Here is a 16,374-nt window from a genome sequence, read left to right on the forward strand (position 1 = left end):
ATAGTCCGCGTATTCCGCAACTATGGCGATGTTCTCAGCCTTGCAGTAGTCCCTGCACACGCGCAGCTGATCGTCAATCGATGCCTCGCGCTGCTTGTCGCTGGAGTAGCGGGCGTACAGCACGGCCGTCTTCTGTGTCATAATTCGGTTGCCCCTTTCCGCACATGGGGTATTCACAGCCCCGGCGCTTGTCTGGCAGGACGTACGCGCCGGGGCGTTTCTCTATTGCTGCCTGGCAGAGAGAATCAGGTCGAGGCAGGACATCGCCTCCTGCATCGACTCGACGGCCTTTCGGTAGTCGTTGCTCTTAGTCTTCGTCGGCTTCGAGATGTAAGTGACGATGGCGCACGGCATATCGAAGTCGTTCAGGTCGATTCTCAGCGCCATGGTGTTCACGACCTTCTTCTGCTGGCGCTTCCCGCCCAGCGCGCCGACCACGGCGCCGACTCCGCCCAAGAGAAGCCCGCCGACGGCCGCCGCGCCAATCGTGCCGCCCTGGATTTCGTCATCATCCTGAAGGACGGAATATCCTCGAATATCGGAGAACGAGACGATGTAATCCTGCGGCTTCATGGCCGCTTCGGCTGCGAGCGAAATGCCGGCGGTCATCATCGCCAGCGTTGCCTTGCCGGCAACGCCGAGGGCGCCTGACTTCTTCTTGATCTTTGCCGTCGCGTGGCGAATCTTCAGAAGCTGCGCGTCCTTGTCGATGGACAGATCTCCGAAGCGCCTAGTCTCGTGAAAGCTGTTTTCGATGGCCTTGAGGGCAGCCTTCTCCTCCTTCTTCTCGATTGAGGCCTGCTTTGCCTCGTCGGCCTTCTGTATCGCGGCGTCAGCGGCCATGCCGGCTGCGTTGACAGCCATTTCCTTCGCCTTGTCAAATAGACCCATGTGACTCTCCCATCTAATCGAAAACAAACAGTTACTGCTCTTCTTGGAACTTCCTGAAGTCATCAACGGTCATTCCAAGAGCGTCGATAATCGCGCATGCCTTAGCCCATGTCGGCTCTTTGATCTTCCCGTTTAGCAGCTTTGAAATATATGGGGCATTAACGCCGCTCTTCTCAACGAGGTCTTTGGCTTCCATCGAGCGTTCGTCCATAGCCTTTCTGACGGCATCTGCAAACGTCACGGTGGCCCCCTTTCCTTCTGTACACGCAAGATTCTACCGTTTCCAATAGGAAATTGCCAATATGCAAAAAATCTTGTTGCCAAGTTGCCAATTAGCAACTACAGTAGTGGTTGCCAATTAGCAACTAGAGGAGGTGAACATGGACAAGATCGCGGAGAAGGTTGGCGCTTGGCTCCTCATCAGCGGAAACACCAAGGCGAAGCTCGCCAACGATTTGGGCATGTCGGTTGGGACGCTGAACAACCGGCTCTCCGGTGAGACGGAGTGGAGCTGGAAGGAGGTGTGTGACCTTGCAGAAATCATCAACTGCAAACTGTCTGACTTTCGGTAAGGAGCACGCAGCCTTCTGCGAGCGCCAGTTCGTCATCGAGCTGTTCCGACGCATCCGCCTGTGGAAGACGGACGGGAAGCCGGAGAAGAGGTAGCCGATGTACTGGACTACCTACATGCTCCGATACCTCGAGGAGCACGCCGACGAGGGCGCGGAGGCAATCGCCGAGGCGTTGGGCTGCTCCGTGCACGCGGTGGAGGTTCAGGCGAGCCGCTACGGCGTGTCGCTGCGAAAGCGGTGGCGCTGCCCCCGGTGCGGGATGGTCACCTTCAGGCCGCTGTCAACGGTGACCGGGTGGTGCTCCAACTGCACGAAGGAGGCTAGGCGCGACCGGATAGCGGAGGAGGTTCGGGCGCTAGAGGAGGAGGTGAGGCGGCAGGAGCGCGAAGACCGCGAGCGCCAGAGGCTCTACTCGCGGAAGCACCGCGCCAAGAAAAAGTTGAGAAAACGTGAGAAGTAAACGAGAAGTGGTCATCTACCAGCGGAAACGAGAGGAGAAAGATGAACCGGAGCACAAAACAGGGCGCCCCCGACTACCACATCACGAGCGCCCAGTCCCAAAAGGGCAACCGAAGCGTACCACGCCACCGCAGGAGCGCGGCGGAAATCGAGCGAGAAAACCAGACGATGGCCTTCAAGGCGGGCCTCTTCCTCGGGTTCGGAATCGCGGCGCTCGCCTTCGCGATCATCCTGTGGGCGTGGGTAATCCCCACGATGGACAACGCCGTCTCAATCGCCCAGGGGATGGTTGCATGAGGCGCATGGAGGCGCCGGGCAACCAGTGCGCACTTCCCGGACTAGACCCCAAGGGCGAGCAGCGCATGGCCGAGGCCCGCGCATGGGTGGCGGCCCACCCCGATGAGTGGGGCTGGTACAGGCGCAACGCCCGCCAGGAGTGCAGGCGCACGCACGACGGCAAGGCAAGCCCCAACCGCTGCATCTACGGCATGCGCATCGCCTTCGGCATCGAGCTGCCGAACCACATGGCGCCGTACCTCGCGCGCATCGCGATGGAGCAAGACCCCGAGATCCGCATGCGCGTGGCCAGAAGCGACGCCGACCAGTACACCACGGCGGTGCTGAAGTGAGCTGGCGCCTGCGCATGGTCGGCGAGGCCCATGCCATCGCCGAGGTTCCGGAGGTCGTGGGCAAGCAGCGGCCGCGCTACTCGCGGAAGCTTGGGCGGCCCTACACGCCGAGCAAGACCCGAGTGTTCGAGGAGTGCGTGCGCAAGGCTTGGCGCGAGCAGGTCGGCGAGGGATGGGCCGAGTTCTCCGGCGCCGTGACGGTCACGGTGGCCATGACGAGGGAGCTGGCCAAAAGCAACCCCAAGAAGTGGGCCGGAAGGCAGGACGTTCAGAAGCCGGACGCTGACAACGTGCTCAAGAGCTGTCTGGACGCCCTGAACGGGCTGGCCTACTCCGATGACGCCCATATCACCCGCGAGCTGGCGGAGAAGATGCCGCGCACACCGCATGGGAGCGGCAACCAGATCTCAATCCATTGCATCTACTACGAGGAGGAGTTCGAGAAATGAGGTACTTCGAGGAGAACTTGTACGAAGGCGAGGATCTGCATGAGCTGCACCACGACATCCTCAACAGCGTCGGTACAGTCGCGGGCAACCTCTTCTTCCACCAGTTCGTGGGGGCTGCGGCTACGACCGATCACCGCGAGACGCTTGCCCGCAGTGCCTACACGCTCATAGGGGTGTGCGAGGCCATCATCGCCCGCGTTCCCGAGAACGAGGCGAGAAATGCCCTTGCCAGAGTGCGCCAGCAGATTAGGCCCATCGAAGAGGGCGAGGCTGACGTTGCAATCGATGCCATCAAGAAGCTTCTCGTGGCTGTCTTTGACTAAAGGGAGGGGAGCCATGTCGCTCGTTGCTGACTGCAAGGCGGTGTTCGCGAAGATGACGGTGACCCTGCGGGGAACCCAGATGGTCTTCAGCCTGAGCACCGAGAGCGTGGGCCTGCTGCCGGAGCTGTCGAGGCTCACGGGGCAGATCGTGTTCCTGTCGATAGAGCCCGCGCAGACCGAGATGTTCGATGTCAACGCATACACGGAGGAGGACTAACCATGGAGATCACGAAGGACGAGAGGCTGGCGTTCCTGGCCGCCCTGGACAAGCGCGTGAAGCCGGCGCTCGATGACGCCAAGGCCGAGGCGCGCGCGGAGATCATGGACCGCTACGCCGAGGACGGCACCGACCGCAAGGCGATTCTGGTGGGCGGCGAGAAGGTCGGCGAGGTCGGCATCAGCTACTCGAAGGCCGCGCCGTACATCTACGCGGAGCAGATGACGGCAGCGCTCGACTTCCTGCGGCAGGTCGGCCTCGTGCAGGAGGCGCCCGCCAAGGGCTGGGAGCAGAGCTTCGACCTCATCGGCGGCAAGGTCGTTTACAAGCCCACCGGCGAGGTGGTCGAGTGGGCCGGGTGGAACCCCAAGGCCGCGAAGACGGCGGCCGTGCGCGGCTGCAAGCCCGAGGACGTCATGCGCGCCTTCGGCCCGCGCCTCGCCTCCGTGGACGCCATTGCGCTTCTCGACGGGGAGGTGGAGTAGATGGCCGAGGAGAGGAGCAAGACCTACATGAACAGCAACGACTACGTGGTCGAGAACGAGATCACCGTGCAAATCACGCTGGCAGAGTACAGAGACCTCGTTGGCTTCAAGGCCAAGCACGACGCAGAGCTGAGCAAGATCAGCAACGAGAAGTGGAAGGTCGAGCAGGAGAACAGGCGCCTCAAGGAGAAGATTCTCAGCCTCACCACCGAGTGCGGAAAGGACAAGGAAGAGGAGGAGCGGTAATGGCCGAGGAGACCATTCAGGAGTCACCGGCCGTGGCGCTCGTGCGCCTGCTGGCCGAGGCTCAGGGCGAGATGCCCAACCCGAAGAAGTCGAAGGAGGGCCAGAAGGGCTTCCAGAAGTACAAGTACGCCACCCTTGACGCCGTTCTGGACATCGTGAAGGGGCCGCTGAACGAGCGCGGCATCTTCCTCACGCAGCCCACGGGCATGACGCAGGACGGCCGCATGTTCGTGCAGACGGTGGTGTTCCGCGAGGGATCTCAGATGGTGCTGGACACCAAGCCCTTCGAGTACGACAGCGACCCGCAGGAGTTCGGCAAGCGCGAGACCTACGCGCGCCGCTACTCGCTGCTCACGGCCTTCGGCCTCGCCGGCGAGGACGATACCGACGGGGACACCGGCCCGAAGCAGCAGGCTCCCAAGCAGGCGAAGCCGGTGGACAAGCGCAAGAAGATGCTCGCCCGCGTGGCGCAGCTCAAGGCAACGCTCATGGAGCGCGGCCTCACGGAGGACGGGCTGGACGCCTACCTCATCGCGCACTACGACGTGGACTCCGCCGACAAGCTGACGGACGAGCAGCTGGTGGACTACGGCAAGCAGCTGGCCAAGACGGTCGAGGAGTACAAGGGCGAGGAGAAGACCAATGAGCATTAACAGCGTGACGATCAGCGGCAATCTGGGCCGCGACGCCGAGCTTCGCGCCACGAAGAGCGGCATGCAGGTGCTGGGCTTCAGCGTGTGCGCTAACAGCCGCGTCAAGCGCGGCGATTCCTGGGAGGACAAGCCCAACTGGGTTGACGTGAGCATCTTCGGCAAGCGCGCGGAGAGCGTGGCCAAGTACCTGACCAAGGGCACGCACGTGACCATCCACGGGCGCCTGAACCAGCGCACGTGGGAGACCGATGACGGCCAGAGGCGCTCCAAGCTCGAGGTCATCGCCGATGACATCGACTTCAGCGGAGGCGTGCGCAGCGATTCTGCGCCCTCCGGCGTGTCGGAACAGGACTACTACGACGAGGACTGCCCGTTCTAAGGAGGGGAACATGCCAGAGCAGGAGACCACCTACTCAATCGCCATGCTCGCGGCGGTGCGCTACCTGAGCGAGCTGGGCTACGAGAACATCAGCGAGGACGGATTCTCGTGCGACGAGGGCGCGGTGCAGATCGTGGCCAACAACGGCGGAATCGCGCACCTCGTCATCGCCCGCGCCAAGCGCACGCGCGGCGCCGTGACCAAGCCCGCGGAGAGCGAGGCCAAGATGCGCCGCATCGCCATGGCCTACCTCATCGAGCACCCGGAGGCGCCGGAGCTCCAGTTCCACATCATCGAGGCGCTCGTGGGCGAGCACGCCACGGTGACCATCAACGCCTCCATGTGCGCCTATCACTGGGAGCGCTAGGCATGGCTGCGGCGTTCACAATCTTCGAGAAGTTCGGTGACGTGTGCGCCGCGCTCAACGAGGCCGACCGCAAGGAGCTGTGCTACGCGATCTGCATGTACGGGATGTTCGGCGAGGAGGTCGAGCTTCCCTACCTCCTGAAGGCCATCTTCATCAGCCTCAAGGAGGACATCGACAACTCCAAGGAGAGCCGCGCCCGCGGCTCCAAGGGCGGCAGGCCCCGCAAGGGCAGCCCGGTTCCGGCCGACTCGGCATCGCCGGAACCGGAGGTTTCCGAAAGCGAGAAACCGGGGGTTTCCGAAACTGCAAAACCCCCGGTTTCCGGAAACGCGGCGAAAACCGAAAGCCAAACCAAACCAAACCAGACCAAACCAAGCCAGACCAAGGGTGGTAGGCGCTTCGCGCCGCCCGCACGCGATGAGGTCTCCGCCTACGCGCTGGAGTACGCGGAGGAGAAGCGACTCGACCCCGGGGGCTTCGACGCCGAGCGGTTCGTGGACTACTACGCCAGCAACGGCTGGAAGGTCGGGAGAAACGCGATGAAGGACTGGCGGGCGGCCGTGCGCGACTGGGTGCGCCGCGACTGCCGGCCGAGGAAGGAGGCGAAGCGGGATGAGTACTCGGCTCTCTGACGCCATCGGCGCGCTGAGGCTGCCGAGCGGCGTCAGGCCCGCGAAGCCGGTTCCGTTCGAGCAGACGGACGATTATCGCAAGATCCGCGCCAAGATGCTCGAGAGCAGGCTCCGCAAGGCCGGGCTGCGCGGCGCGTACGCCACGGCGGCGTGCACCGAGGGCGCGCTGGCGTACCGCAGGGCTCGCGACGGGCGCGGGACGTACCTGCACGGCATGCCCGGCAGGGGCAAGACCTACGCGGCTGCCGCCGCGGTGAGGCTCGCGGTGAGGGACGGCCTCACGGCCAAGCTCGTGACCGCCAAGGGCCTGCTGGACGCCATCAAGGCGGAGTGGGACGGCGGCGAGCGCGGCGCCCTGGAGCGCGCGGAGCGCTACGACCTGCTGGCACTCGATGACCTCGGTGTGGAGCGCCCCACGGAGTGGGCCATGGAGACCCTCACGGGCCTCATCGACGCCCGCGTTGCCGCTGGGCTGCCCATCATCGTGACGAGCAACTACAGCCTCGGCGAGCTGCGCGACCGATGGGGCGGCATGCCAGGCATGCGCGTCGCGTCGAGGCTCGGAGGGGCCTGCGAGCGCATCGAGATGGCGGGGCCGGACAGGAGGCTCGCATGAGCGCCTACGTGCCCCCGGCGTCGCTCCTGCGCGGCCTCAGCGTTGCAAGCGCCTCGAAGTTCGGCATGCCAAACGTCGGCGCGCACTACGAGGGCAGGGGGGTGCGGACCAACCGCCTCGATGACGGCGCCCTGTGCGCCTTCTGCCGCAGGCCCGCGACCAACGCCCACCACGTGCCGGCCGTGGGCATGGGCGCGCGCAACGCGACCTTCGAGCTGTACGGCCACAAGCTCCGGCCCGCGCTGATCGCGCTGTGCGGCAGCGGAACGACGGGCTGCCACGGCGAGTGCCATTCCGGCGTGATGAGCGTCGAGTGGGTCTGGGACGAGGAGGAGTTCGCGGAGGCGTGGTGGCGCGGGGAGCTGCTCCGCGAGCTGGGGCCTGCGAGCCCGCTCCTCTACGACTACGGCTATTGGGCCATCAAGAGGCCCGGTTCAATCGTCAGGCGCATCCGCGCCTAGGAGGGAGAAGACCATGGAGATTACGAGCTGCGAGCAGTACGTGCTGGCCGAGCTGGAGGCAGCTCAGGCGAGGGTGGAGAGCCTCACGGACAAGAACGCGAGCCTCCAGGCGCGCCTGCTGCTCGCCGAGGAGAGGGTGGACGCGCTCCAGAACGCCAAGCCCTCGCGCATCGAGGCCTACATCGCCGAGTACGGGAGAAAGCAGCTGTTCGATGACCTCACGTATGCCAATGCAACGCCGGCGATCTCGGCGGACGGGAAGAAGACGGAGTTCCGCGTGTGGTGCGAGGAGTGCCTCAGAGACTACGGGCGCCCGGAGTGGATGAGCGCCGCCGAGTTCATCGAGTTCTTCGAGCCGGAGTTCCGCAAGGCGTACGAGAAGCACATCGAGGAGCAGCGGTGAGCGCCGAGGAGCGCGCCCGCATAGTCGAGCGCCACAGGAAGGAGATAGAGCGCCTCGAGGCCGAGGGGAAGCACTGGGAAGTGAACCGGGTGCGCCGCGAGCTGCACGTGGCGCTCATGGAGATGGAGGTGAAGGAGCATGGCGGACACGTGGGAAGCGATTGAGCAGGATCTCGAGGAGGTCTTCGGCTACCGCGACGATGAGCGGCCGCAGGAGAGGGCGCACTCCTACATCAAGCAGAGGCAGGTGATGCGCGGCTTCAACGACACGGCGCTCCAGGTGGCGGCCACGGACATGTGCCGCAGGGCCTACGAGGCCGGCAGGGCCGAGGCGCTGGCGGGCATGCCGGAGATTCAGGGCGTGGCGGCGGACCTCACGGAGGCATCCGGGAAGCTGCTGAACCTCGCGCTCGAGCTGCGCGGGACGGGAGGCGCCCGATGACGCCGAAGAGCAAGTGGGTGCTCATGCCGAGCGTGCGCGTCTTCGATGACGTGACCGCGGGCAAGGAGCAGGTGACGAAGATCGCGGAGGAGACCTGCGAGGTCTACAGCGCGTGGGAGGACTACGCCGCGCTCGAGGGCGAGTACCCGGACGGCCACGACGTGCGCGAGCCGCTCCGCCAGAGGGTGATAGAGGAGTGCTGCGACGCCATCCAGGCAACGTGCAACCTCCTCGCCGCGCTCGGCGTCACGGACCTGACGGACGCGATGCTGGCGTGCCGGCAGCGCAACATGCGGAGGGGGCGAATCACGCGATGAGGTTGATCAAGGGCGCCGCGTGCCTGATGGCCTGCGCACTTCTGTGCGCCGCGCTCGCGGGGTGCGAGGCAGAGGAGGAGCCGAGCTGGGGCGAGAGCGCCGAGTTTTCGCAGCTGATGACCGGGCAGGCGCGCTTCTCGGAGCACGAGACCGGAATCTACAGCTGGAGCATCATCGTTGACCACCAGACCGGCATCCAGTACCTCGCCTACGAGCAATACAAGGGCGGCGCGGCGGTGTGCCCGCTCCTAGACGTGGACGGGACGCCGCTCAGGGTGCTGGAAGCAGGTGACGAGTGATGGCAGAGTGCAGGTTCCACGGCGAGTGCCGCCTCTGCGGGGGCCTCGCGCCCCGAGAGTGCGACGGCAGGGGCATGGTAACGACGCTCTCGGCAGTCGGCTACGTGTACGACAGGTGCAGCCGGTTCGAGCCGATGCCTGATAGGGACGCGCTGCTGAAGATCGCGGACGAGTGCATCGGCTTCGGCCTAAACGAGCACTGCGCGCGCTCCGTGCTCAAGGGTGTCGGGCACGACATCCGCAAAGCGCTGGGGGTGAAGGCATGAGACTCCTGGCTGACGAGATAGACAAGCTCATCGAGCACTACGACCAACTGGCAGAGAAGTGGCAGTACGAATACATGGACAGCGGCAAGCCGTCATCCCAGAGGGCGTGGGAGCGCAACGAGGCCATGGCGGACGCCCTGCGCGTGGCACGCGACGCCCAGAGGGGCACGCGAGAGCTGGTTGAGCTTAAGCTGGACGTTCTGGAGCTGGACGCGGGCGCCGAAGACCTCGCCGACAGGGTGAGGAGCCTCCAGAGGCGCGTCAGGGACGGCGAGATCGCATGAGGCCGCTCGACGGCCAGATGACGCTGGACCTGTTCCCGGAGGAGCGCCGGGGGACGTGGAGGCCGTTCGAGGACACCCTTGACTGGCTCATCAACACGTGGCACTGCCCGGAGGAGGCTGTGCGGCCGTACGTGGAGCGGTGCTTCAGCGAGTTCGCCGAGACGTGGGAGGCCGTGGACCGGGCGCAGGAGCTCAAGTGGTTCTTCTCGGCCGGGCGCCGGCGCCAGCCGGGATGCGCGCCGGAGGAGCTGGGCATGTTCGACCATTCCATCGACTACCACGTGTTCTGGGACCGCTGCTGGGCCTCGCTCTGGATTGACGCGGAGGAGGCCCGGAACGTGCGGGAGTGGAACTACAACTACCGCCAGCCGTACACGGGGGCGCCCGCGCACGTCTGGTACATCGACAACGACGGGCGCGAGGTCAAGCGCACGTACGAGAGGAGAGACTGAGATGGTTATGGCGTACATCGCCTTCATCGTAATAGTGCTGGTGCTGATAGCCGTGTGCGCGGCGGACTGGAGGGACTGATGGACGCGATGACTGACGGCAGGCCGTGGCACTGGGCCGTGGCCACGGCGCTGACGGTCGCGCTGCTGCTGCCGCTCCTGCCGGTGGCGGCCGTCGCGATCATGCGGGACAAGATGAGGAGGGGAGCATGGAACAGATAACGATGCTGCCGCTCGATGAGCTGAAGCCCTATGACAACAACGCCAAGCGCCACACGAGGGAGCAGCTGGCGGCCGTGCAGGCGTCGATACGGGAGTTCGGCTTCAGGAGCCCCATCATCGCGTGGCACGACGAGGACGGCGCCGCGGAGATAGTGGCGGGCCACGCGCGAGCGGCGGCCGCCAAGGCGCTCGGGCTGGAGCGCGTGCCGGTGATATTCTGCGATGACCTGAGCGACGCGCAGAGAAGGGCGCTCACGCTGGTGGACAACCAGACCACGATGATGACGGGCTGGGACTCCGACATGCTGGCGTACGAGCTGGACGTGCTGGCGCAGGACTTCGACATGGGGGAGCTGGGCTTCACAGATGCGGGGGAGGACGCGACCGACAGCCTCGATGAGGAGGCGGAGCCGAAGCGGAAGCAGGTGACCTGCCCGCACTGCGGCGAGACCTTCGAGGCGTGAGACCACCCCGGGGGGATGGCGAAAGGCAGCGGGAGGCAGAGGGGCCGTGGCCACGAGGAGCCGCGGCCCCTTCTCATGCCGGGGCCACAATGCGCTGGGAGGTGATGGGTAATGGGAGACCCTAGGACGAGGAACGGCAACGCGCGCAGGAAGCTCAGGGCGAGGCTCAGGGCGGAGGGAAGGCCGTGCCACATCTGCGGCCAGCCCATCGACTACAGCCTGCCTGCCGGGCACCCGTGGTGCTTCGAGGTGGACGAGATCATACCCGTGAGCAGAGGCGGCAGCCCGCTGGACTACGCGAACGTGGACGCGGCGCACCGCATCTGCAACCAGAGGCGCGGCAACAGGATGCCGGGCGATGAGGGAGCGAAGGGCTTGCCGATAGTGCGCACCCGCCTGTGGTAGCGGAACACGATGCCATGTGCACGCCGTGCAGGGGGCCGGGCCGGGGTGGCGTTTCGCCAGCTCGCTGCGCATCGCGCCGACAGACCGGGGGCATCGCCCCTCCCCGGGGTGCGACGGCAAGCCTCGCGGCCTAGGGCCAATTTCCCCCCGCCCAGTTGCGGGGCATAGGGGGGGGCTATCTCACGCCCGAAATACCATCTCTCCCGACGAAGGGAGGCGCGATGGCTGACAGTAAGCAGGGCGTGCCGATGCCCGAGGACATCGCGCAAGACCCGGTGCAGAGCGCCATATGGAGGGACATAGCCCCGGAGGAGGGGAACAGGTTCACGGCGCAGGACGTGCCGACGCTGCGGCTGCTGTGCTACTGGCACGCCGTGGCGATACAGGCCCAGGAGGCCATAGCCAAGGGCAACGGCCACATCAACATCTTCGACCGCATCGGGACCAAGCCGTACAAGACGGATGACGGCCGGAGCGTGCCGCTGGTGCGCAAGAACCCGGCGCTGGGCATCCTGAAGGAGGCGAGCGCCGAGATCCGCGCGCTCTCGGACCAGCTGGGCATCTCGCCCAGGACCAGAGCGGCCGCTCCGGCTGAGGCGCAGCAGCCCCGCAGCGCCAACGGCCGCATCCTCAGCATGGTCCTCAGCGACCGCGAGGCCAAGGCGCGGAAGGCGGCGGGCGCATGAGGCCGCGGCAGACGCCGACCTACGAGGCGAACATCCCAGATAGCCTGAGCGGTGACGGCTTCATGGCCGCGCAGCTCGCCACGGCGTACTTCGGCGAGCCGATGCCATGGCAGCCGCACCTTCTGGACATCATGCTGGCCCGGGACGAGCACGACAAGTTCTGCGCGAAGACCATGGGCGTGAGCATCCCGCGCCAGAACGGCAAGAGCTGGGTGGTCAGGGCGCGCTGCTTCTACGGAGCCCTGAACGGCGAGAAGATCCTGTACACCTGCCAGCACGGTGACACCTCGGACGAGATGTTCCAGCAGCTCTCCGAGCCGTTCGAGGACGAGGACGAGCCGGAGCTGCACGCGCTGCTGAAGACGGTGCGCAAGACGAACGGCCAGCAGGCCATCCGCCTGAACAACGGTGGCCTCATCCGCTTCACCACGCGCACCGACTCCCTCGCGCGAGGCAAGACGTACGACGTTCTGATCTACGACGAGGCCCAAGACCTGACGAACGGGCAGCAGGCGGCATCGCTCCCGGCCATCTCGGCGGGAAGGAAGCACAACCCGCAGACCATCTACCTCGGGACGCCCCCGGCGCCGGAGAACAAGGGCACGGTGTTCCGCAGCCTGCACGATGACGTTCACGCCGGGCGCTCGGACATGGCGTGGGTGGAGTGGGCCGCGTCTGAGATAGGGGACAAGACCGACCGCTCAAGGTGGTACGAGTGCAACCCGTCGCTCGGGACGCTCATCGACATCGCCGCAGTGGAGGGCGAGAGCCAGCAGATGCAGCCCGACGTGTTCGCGCGCGAGCGCCTCGGCTGGTGGTCACCCATCGGAGGCGTGCAGAACCCCGCCCTGGACGGCAACAAGTGGCTGGAGTGCACGCGGGACGGCGCGGTGGCCGATGGGAAGCTGGCCTTCGGCGTGAAGTTCTCGCCGGACGGCGGCACAGTGGCCATCTCGTGGGCTCGCGCCGTCCTCGGAGGCCCATCCTACGTCGAGCTGTACGACGTGCAGAGCGCCGGGGGAGGAACCGCGAGCATCGCGGACATGCTGCTGCGGAACGAGAGCGAGATCGCGGCCGTCTGCATCGACGGCAAGACCGGCGCCGCGGCCCTCGTCCAGAGGCTGACGGACGGCAAGTTCCCGAAGAAGGCCATCATCACCGGCACGGCGGCCGTGGCCCAGAGCGCGGCCACGATGCTGCGGGACGAGGTGAACGCCGGAACGGTCGGCCACGTTGCGTCACCGGCGCTGGACGAGTCAGCCGTGAAGTCGGTGCGCCGGAGCATCGGCCACGACGGCTGGGGCTTCGGAGACGGGCCGGACAGCATATCGGCGCCCATCGAATCGGCATCCCTCGCGCTGTACGCGGCGCGAACGACGAAAAGAGACCCGCAGAGAGTGCAGGAGGCGAGCTTCTGATGATTGACATGAACCTTGCGCCCGGGGTGTCCTCGGCGGCAGGACTCGAGCCGGAGGACAGGGACGTTGTGAGCGAGCTGGTGGAGCTGTGGGGCAAGAAGCGCCCGCGCAACCTGCTGCGCGAGAAGTACTACCTCGGCCACGTGCGCGTGAAGGATCTCGGCATCGCCATGCCGAAGAGCCTGGCCAAGAAGATTGACCCGCGCATCGACTGGCCGAAGAAGGCCGTGCACGCGCTGGCAGACCGCAGCGTGTTCGACGGCTACACGACCGACGATGACACGACCACGGAGGAGCTGCGCGAGATCTGCTCCGCCAACTCGCTGCCCGCGCTGTACCGGAAGAACCTCATCTGCGAGCTGAAGCACTGCTGTGGCTTCTGGACAGTGACCGAGGACGGCGATGGCACGCCCATCATCAGCGCCTATCCTGCAACGTCGGCGTGCGCCCTGTGGGACGATGCGCTGAAGGCCATCCGCGCCGGCATGGTCGTGGCCGAGTCGAAGGCCGTGGCCGGGACGAGCACCCGCAAGCCGTCCATCATTGAGGTCTACAAGGATGACTGCATCATCGTGCTCCGCTGCGAGCGCGGGACGTGGCACGCTGAGTACCTCGAGCACTCCATGGGGCGCCCGCTGATGGAGCCGATGCCCTACGGCGCCACGCTCGAGCGGCCGTTCGGCGCCTCGCGCATCACGCGCTCGGTGATGAGCATCACGGATGACGCGATCAGGCAGCGCGCCCGCATGGAGGTGGCAGCCGAGTCCTCGACGCTGCCGCAGATGTGGCTGCTCGGCACCAACAAGCGCATGACCAACACCGAGAACAAGTACGATGCGTCGATGGGCGCCATCAACGAGGTCACAAAAGACCCAGACGGTGACTCCCCGACAGTCTGGCAGAGCGCGCAGCTCCAGATGGCGCCGCTCAGCGAGTACTTCCGCGGCCTCGCGTGCCAGATGGCGAGCGTCACCAACGTGCCGGTGAGCTTCTTCGGCGTGTCGAACGACAATCCCAGCTCATCCGACGCAATCGCGGCCGCGCTCGAGCCTCTGGTAATCGACGCCAAGAACCTGAACCGCGACAACGGCACCGCCATGCGCAACGTGGCCTACATGGCGCTGGCCGTTCTGCACGGGACGGACTACGCGACCGAGCGCGACGCCGGGAACAACATCAACCCGAAGTGGATGAGCCCAGCCTACCCGTCCGTGGTGAGCCAGAGCGACGCGATTCTCAAGCAGGTGCAGGCCATCCCGAAGCTCGCCAACTCGAACGTCATCCTCGAGCAGCTCGACTACACGGACGAGCAGATCCAGCGCATCGAGAGCGACACGAAGAAGGCGCAGGCGAGCGCCGCGGTGATGTCGCTGCTGGCGCCGAGGGAGGGCAGCGATGGAGATACCGCGCAGCCTGCTTGATGAGCTGTCGGAGGAGGTCAACGCGCTCTCCGGCGCCGCGCAGGCGCAGGCAACCATCGCGCTGAACAACCTGTTCGCGGAGTGGGACGGCAGCGACTACGACGCGCTGCGCACCGCGGCCCTCGCCGTGCTCGAGTCGATACTCGGGGCCTACACGGACATGGCCGCGGCGCGCGCCGCCGAGTCGTACGACGCCATGCGCGCTGCGCAGGCGGCAGGCGGAACCTACGCGGCAGTGGCCGACTCCCGCAGGAAGCCCGGAGCGACCCAGGGCGCCATGTACGCCATCACCAAGACGTTCGAGCAGACCCAGAGCGAGGACCGGTTCATGGCCGAGGTGCTGGACCGCGTGGACACGGAGATGCGCCGCGCCGCCAACCAGTGCATCGCGCACAACGCGAGCCGAGACCCGCGGAAGCCGACCTACGCCAGAGTTCCTGTCGGCGAGACGTGCGGCTTCTGCCTCATGCTGGCCAGCTTCGGCTACCAGTACACGAGCGAGGAAGCGGCGAGCCATGCGCATCGGAAGTGCAACTGCCGAATCGTGCCCAGCTTCGGCGATGCCGAGGTGAAGGGTTACGATCCGGACGCGATGTACGGGCGCTTCAACGACTGCATGGCAGCCATCGGTGGGCGCCAAGGAATCAGGGACGAGTGGAACGCGCTGCCGAAGGCCGAGCGCGAGGCGTACACCAAGAAGCACGGCAACAAGGCGGGCGAGGCGTTCGACGCCTACGTGAACAAGCGAGTCTCGCAGGAAATAGAGACGCGAGACCCGGAGTGGTTCGCAACCGGGAAGGTTCCTTCGGTTGATTTCGCAAGCAAAGAGGTGGAGAAGCGCGCGACCGATGCCGAGAAAAGGACGGCGAGGCTGCTGGCCGAACACGGAATCAAGCCAGTGTTCATCCAAGACTTTGAGGTTGTGCGCGTTGACGGAAGGAAGCAGAGAATAGGCCTTCCAGACCTCGAGAACGGCATCGAGATCAAGACGCTCGGCACATCTGGAAACGCACACGGTGCCGTAAAGAACTACCTGGGAAACGCCGAGAAGAAGAAAGGGCTTAGATGCGTTGTCATTGATAACTCGGAGTCGCTGCATATCTCCGACGATGACCTGAAGAAGGCGGCGGCAGATTTGGCCGGCGATTATCCTGGAATACCTGGCCTGCGTCTTCTGCTTAAAGACGGCACGTACTTCAAGGTTAAATAGCAGAAGGCGGCTCCCAAGCCTCCAGTTGTAGAGGGGGGAACCGCCTATTTTTATTATACCCGCATCTCAGGGCCGCGCTCAATCGGGCGCGGCCCATTTTGCATCTCCCTGCGAAATCTCACGCCCATAAGACACTCTCCCGCGAGGCGCCGCACGGCACCGACCTACACGTTTTCGGCAGGCCGCACGGCAGGCCGGGCGCGCCGCACGGCGCGGGAAGGAGAAGCGACATGGCAGAAGAGAACGCGACGCCGACCGAGGGCGCAGCAGGGACCGAGCCGCACGGCGAGGAGCAGGAACCCGACTACAAGGCGCTCTACGAGGCGGAGAAGGCGCACTCCCGAAAGTGGGAGAAGCAGGCCAAGGCCAACCGCACGGCCGCGGACGAGCTGGCGAAGGCTCAGGAGGCGGGCAAGACCGCCGAGGAGCAGATCGCGGACCTCAAGAAGCGGCTGGACGAGAAGGAGAAGGCCGAGCAGCGCGCGAAGCTCGCCGCCAAGGTCGCGGAGAAGAAGGGCATCCCGGCCGACCTCATCGTTGGCGATGACGAGGACTCGATGAACGAGTGGGCGGACAAGATGCTCAAGCACTTCCAGAAGAAGCCCGCGCCGAAGGTCGAGAAGCCAGGCAAGTTCGACCGGAGCGACGGCAAGGACGATTCGGAGATGCGCGGCTTCGCCCGCCAGCTCCTCGGCAAGGAATAGGAGAAG

At 65.4% G+C, this 16,374-nt stretch carries 33 protein-coding genes; 31 read left to right on the forward strand and 2 right to left on the reverse strand.

The genetic code is table 11. The features are described 5' to 3' along the window. Nucleotides 1–222: 222 nt before the first annotated feature. Both B5F33_RS00840 and B5F33_RS00845 read right to left on the reverse strand, forming a co-directional pair. Nucleotides 223–864, reverse strand: coding sequence for a hypothetical protein (locus B5F33_RS00840; protein WP_087409894.1), 642 nt, complete (start codon nt 862–864; stop codon nt 223–225). 58 nt (nt 865–922) lie between these two features. Continuing rightward, nucleotides 923–1,132, reverse strand: coding sequence for a helix-turn-helix transcriptional regulator (locus B5F33_RS00845; RefSeq protein ID WP_087409895.1), 210 nt, complete (start codon nt 1,130–1,132; stop codon nt 923–925). A 139-nt stretch (nt 1,133–1,271) separates the two neighbouring features. Between B5F33_RS00845 and B5F33_RS00850 the strand changes: the two genes are divergently transcribed. The 31 genes from B5F33_RS00850 to B5F33_RS00990 all read left to right on the forward strand — a co-directional run bounded on the left by B5F33_RS00850 (nt 1,272) and on the right by B5F33_RS00990 (nt 16,368). After that, a complete protein-coding gene (locus B5F33_RS00850; RefSeq protein WP_087409896.1) occupies nt 1,272–1,463 on the forward strand; it encodes a helix-turn-helix transcriptional regulator in 192 nt (63 codons plus the stop codon). Nucleotides 1,464–1,560: 97 nt separating this feature from the next. Then, on the forward strand, nt 1,561–1,923 hold the full coding sequence (locus B5F33_RS00855) for a hypothetical protein (protein ID WP_087409897.1): 363 nt from the start codon (nt 1,561–1,563) through the stop codon (nt 1,921–1,923). Between the two features lie 41 nt (nt 1,924–1,964). Continuing rightward, entirely contained in the window at nt 1,965–2,219 is a 255-nt protein-coding gene (locus tag B5F33_RS00860) for a hypothetical protein (protein ID WP_087409898.1), read from the forward strand. Next, nucleotides 2,216–2,551 carry a hypothetical protein gene (locus B5F33_RS00865; RefSeq protein ID WP_087409899.1) on the forward strand — a complete coding sequence of 112 codons (336 nt, stop codon included), beginning with the start codon at nt 2,216–2,218 and terminating at the stop codon, nt 2,549–2,551. Before B5F33_RS00860 ends, B5F33_RS00865 begins: the two co-directional genes overlap by 4 nt. Continuing rightward, nucleotides 2,548–3,000 carry a RusA family crossover junction endodeoxyribonuclease gene (locus tag B5F33_RS00870; RefSeq protein WP_087409900.1) on the forward strand — a complete coding sequence of 151 codons (453 nt, stop codon included), beginning with the start codon at nt 2,548–2,550 and terminating at the stop codon, nt 2,998–3,000. Before B5F33_RS00865 ends, B5F33_RS00870 begins: the two co-directional genes overlap by 4 nt. Continuing rightward, a complete protein-coding gene (locus B5F33_RS00875; protein WP_087409901.1) occupies nt 2,997–3,323 on the forward strand; it encodes a hypothetical protein in 327 nt (108 codons plus the stop codon). The genes B5F33_RS00870 and B5F33_RS00875 overlap by 4 nt, the downstream gene beginning before the upstream one ends. A gap of 13 nt (nt 3,324–3,336) precedes the next feature. Next, nucleotides 3,337–3,540 carry a hypothetical protein gene (locus tag B5F33_RS00880; RefSeq protein ID WP_087409902.1) on the forward strand — a complete coding sequence of 68 codons (204 nt, stop codon included), beginning with the start codon at nt 3,337–3,339 and terminating at the stop codon, nt 3,538–3,540. A 2-nt stretch (nt 3,541–3,542) separates the two neighbouring features. Further along, nucleotides 3,543–4,025 carry a hypothetical protein gene (locus B5F33_RS00885; RefSeq protein WP_087409903.1) on the forward strand — a complete coding sequence of 161 codons (483 nt, stop codon included), beginning with the start codon at nt 3,543–3,545 and terminating at the stop codon, nt 4,023–4,025. Next, on the forward strand, nt 4,026–4,271 hold the full coding sequence (locus B5F33_RS00890) for a hypothetical protein (RefSeq protein ID WP_087409904.1): 246 nt from the start codon (nt 4,026–4,028) through the stop codon (nt 4,269–4,271). Continuing rightward, a complete protein-coding gene (locus B5F33_RS00895; RefSeq protein ID WP_087409905.1) occupies nt 4,271–4,924 on the forward strand; it encodes an ERF family protein in 654 nt (217 codons plus the stop codon). The genes B5F33_RS00890 and B5F33_RS00895 overlap by 1 nt, the downstream gene beginning before the upstream one ends. Beyond that, complete coding sequence (locus B5F33_RS00900) at nt 4,914–5,303, forward strand: single-stranded DNA-binding protein (protein ID WP_087409906.1); 390 nt, start codon at nt 4,914–4,916, stop codon at nt 5,301–5,303. Before B5F33_RS00895 ends, B5F33_RS00900 begins: the two co-directional genes overlap by 11 nt. Before the next feature lie 10 nt (nt 5,304–5,313). Next, the gene (locus B5F33_RS00905) at nt 5,314–5,670 is read left to right on the forward strand and encodes a hypothetical protein (protein WP_087409907.1); all 357 of its coding nucleotides are present in this window, start codon (nt 5,314–5,316) and stop codon (nt 5,668–5,670) included. 2 nt (nt 5,671–5,672) lie between these two features. Beyond that, a complete protein-coding gene (locus B5F33_RS00910) occupies nt 5,673–6,302 on the forward strand; it encodes a DUF6291 domain-containing protein (protein ID WP_087409908.1) in 630 nt (209 codons plus the stop codon). Beyond that, nucleotides 6,283–6,918 carry an ATP-binding protein gene (locus B5F33_RS00915; RefSeq protein ID WP_087409909.1) on the forward strand — a complete coding sequence of 212 codons (636 nt, stop codon included), beginning with the start codon at nt 6,283–6,285 and terminating at the stop codon, nt 6,916–6,918. Before B5F33_RS00910 ends, B5F33_RS00915 begins: the two co-directional genes overlap by 20 nt. After that, nucleotides 6,915–7,379 (forward strand): hypothetical protein, encoded by a 465-nt coding sequence (locus B5F33_RS00920; protein WP_087409910.1) that lies wholly within the window; start codon nt 6,915–6,917, stop codon nt 7,377–7,379. Before B5F33_RS00915 ends, B5F33_RS00920 begins: the two co-directional genes overlap by 4 nt. A 13-nt stretch (nt 7,380–7,392) precedes the next feature. Continuing rightward, complete coding sequence (locus B5F33_RS00925; RefSeq protein ID WP_087409911.1) at nt 7,393–7,782, forward strand: hypothetical protein; 390 nt, start codon at nt 7,393–7,395, stop codon at nt 7,780–7,782. Continuing rightward, nucleotides 7,779–7,946: a hypothetical protein gene (locus B5F33_RS10890; RefSeq protein ID WP_158095267.1), complete on the forward strand. Its 168-nt coding sequence runs from the start codon at nt 7,779–7,781 to the stop codon at nt 7,944–7,946. The genes B5F33_RS00925 and B5F33_RS10890 overlap by 4 nt, the downstream gene beginning before the upstream one ends. Beyond that, nucleotides 7,921–8,223, forward strand: coding sequence for a hypothetical protein (locus B5F33_RS00930; protein ID WP_087409912.1), 303 nt, complete (start codon nt 7,921–7,923; stop codon nt 8,221–8,223). The genes B5F33_RS10890 and B5F33_RS00930 overlap by 26 nt, the downstream gene beginning before the upstream one ends. After that, on the forward strand, nt 8,220–8,540 hold the full coding sequence (locus B5F33_RS00935; RefSeq protein ID WP_087409913.1) for a hypothetical protein: 321 nt from the start codon (nt 8,220–8,222) through the stop codon (nt 8,538–8,540). Before B5F33_RS00930 ends, B5F33_RS00935 begins: the two co-directional genes overlap by 4 nt. Further along, nucleotides 8,537–8,839 carry a DUF6440 family protein gene (locus B5F33_RS00940; RefSeq protein ID WP_087409914.1) on the forward strand — a complete coding sequence of 101 codons (303 nt, stop codon included), beginning with the start codon at nt 8,537–8,539 and terminating at the stop codon, nt 8,837–8,839. The genes B5F33_RS00935 and B5F33_RS00940 overlap by 4 nt, the downstream gene beginning before the upstream one ends. Next, entirely contained in the window at nt 8,839–9,105 is a 267-nt protein-coding gene (locus B5F33_RS00945) for a hypothetical protein (protein WP_087409915.1), read from the forward strand. The genes B5F33_RS00940 and B5F33_RS00945 overlap by 1 nt, the downstream gene beginning before the upstream one ends. Continuing rightward, nucleotides 9,102–9,389 (forward strand): hypothetical protein, encoded by a 288-nt coding sequence (locus tag B5F33_RS00950; protein WP_087409916.1) that lies wholly within the window; start codon nt 9,102–9,104, stop codon nt 9,387–9,389. Before B5F33_RS00945 ends, B5F33_RS00950 begins: the two co-directional genes overlap by 4 nt. Next, complete coding sequence (locus tag B5F33_RS00955) at nt 9,386–9,841, forward strand: hypothetical protein (RefSeq protein ID WP_087409917.1); 456 nt, start codon at nt 9,386–9,388, stop codon at nt 9,839–9,841. Before B5F33_RS00950 ends, B5F33_RS00955 begins: the two co-directional genes overlap by 4 nt. A gap of 78 nt (nt 9,842–9,919) precedes the next feature. Next, on the forward strand, nt 9,920–10,060 hold the full coding sequence (locus B5F33_RS10895; protein WP_158095268.1) for a hypothetical protein: 141 nt from the start codon (nt 9,920–9,922) through the stop codon (nt 10,058–10,060). Continuing rightward, a complete protein-coding gene (locus tag B5F33_RS00960; protein WP_087409918.1) occupies nt 10,048–10,524 on the forward strand; it encodes a ParB/Srx family N-terminal domain-containing protein in 477 nt (158 codons plus the stop codon). The genes B5F33_RS10895 and B5F33_RS00960 overlap by 13 nt, the downstream gene beginning before the upstream one ends. Nucleotides 10,525–10,635: 111 nt before the next feature. Further along, entirely contained in the window at nt 10,636–10,929 is a 294-nt protein-coding gene (locus B5F33_RS00965) for an HNH endonuclease signature motif containing protein (RefSeq protein ID WP_087409919.1), read from the forward strand. 221 nt (nt 10,930–11,150) lie between these two features. Next, nucleotides 11,151–11,615 carry a P27 family phage terminase small subunit gene (locus B5F33_RS00970; protein WP_087409920.1) on the forward strand — a complete coding sequence of 155 codons (465 nt, stop codon included), beginning with the start codon at nt 11,151–11,153 and terminating at the stop codon, nt 11,613–11,615. Next, entirely contained in the window at nt 11,612–13,033 is a 1,422-nt protein-coding gene (locus B5F33_RS00975; protein ID WP_087409921.1) for a hypothetical protein, read from the forward strand. Before B5F33_RS00970 ends, B5F33_RS00975 begins: the two co-directional genes overlap by 4 nt. After that, entirely contained in the window at nt 13,033–14,454 is a 1,422-nt protein-coding gene (locus tag B5F33_RS00980; RefSeq protein WP_087409922.1) for a phage portal protein, read from the forward strand. The genes B5F33_RS00975 and B5F33_RS00980 overlap by 1 nt, the downstream gene beginning before the upstream one ends. Continuing rightward, nucleotides 14,429–15,664 (forward strand): hypothetical protein, encoded by a 1,236-nt coding sequence (locus tag B5F33_RS00985; protein WP_087409923.1) that lies wholly within the window; start codon nt 14,429–14,431, stop codon nt 15,662–15,664. Before B5F33_RS00980 ends, B5F33_RS00985 begins: the two co-directional genes overlap by 26 nt. 230 nt (nt 15,665–15,894) lie before the next feature. Beyond that, nucleotides 15,895–16,368 carry a hypothetical protein gene (locus tag B5F33_RS00990; protein ID WP_087409924.1) on the forward strand — a complete coding sequence of 158 codons (474 nt, stop codon included), beginning with the start codon at nt 15,895–15,897 and terminating at the stop codon, nt 16,366–16,368. Nucleotides 16,369–16,374: the final 6 nt, after the last annotated feature.

This window comes from Collinsella sp. An2 (genome assembly GCF_002160065.1).
In the GTDB taxonomy this organism is placed as follows: Bacteria; Actinomycetota; Coriobacteriia; order Coriobacteriales; family Coriobacteriaceae; genus Limicola.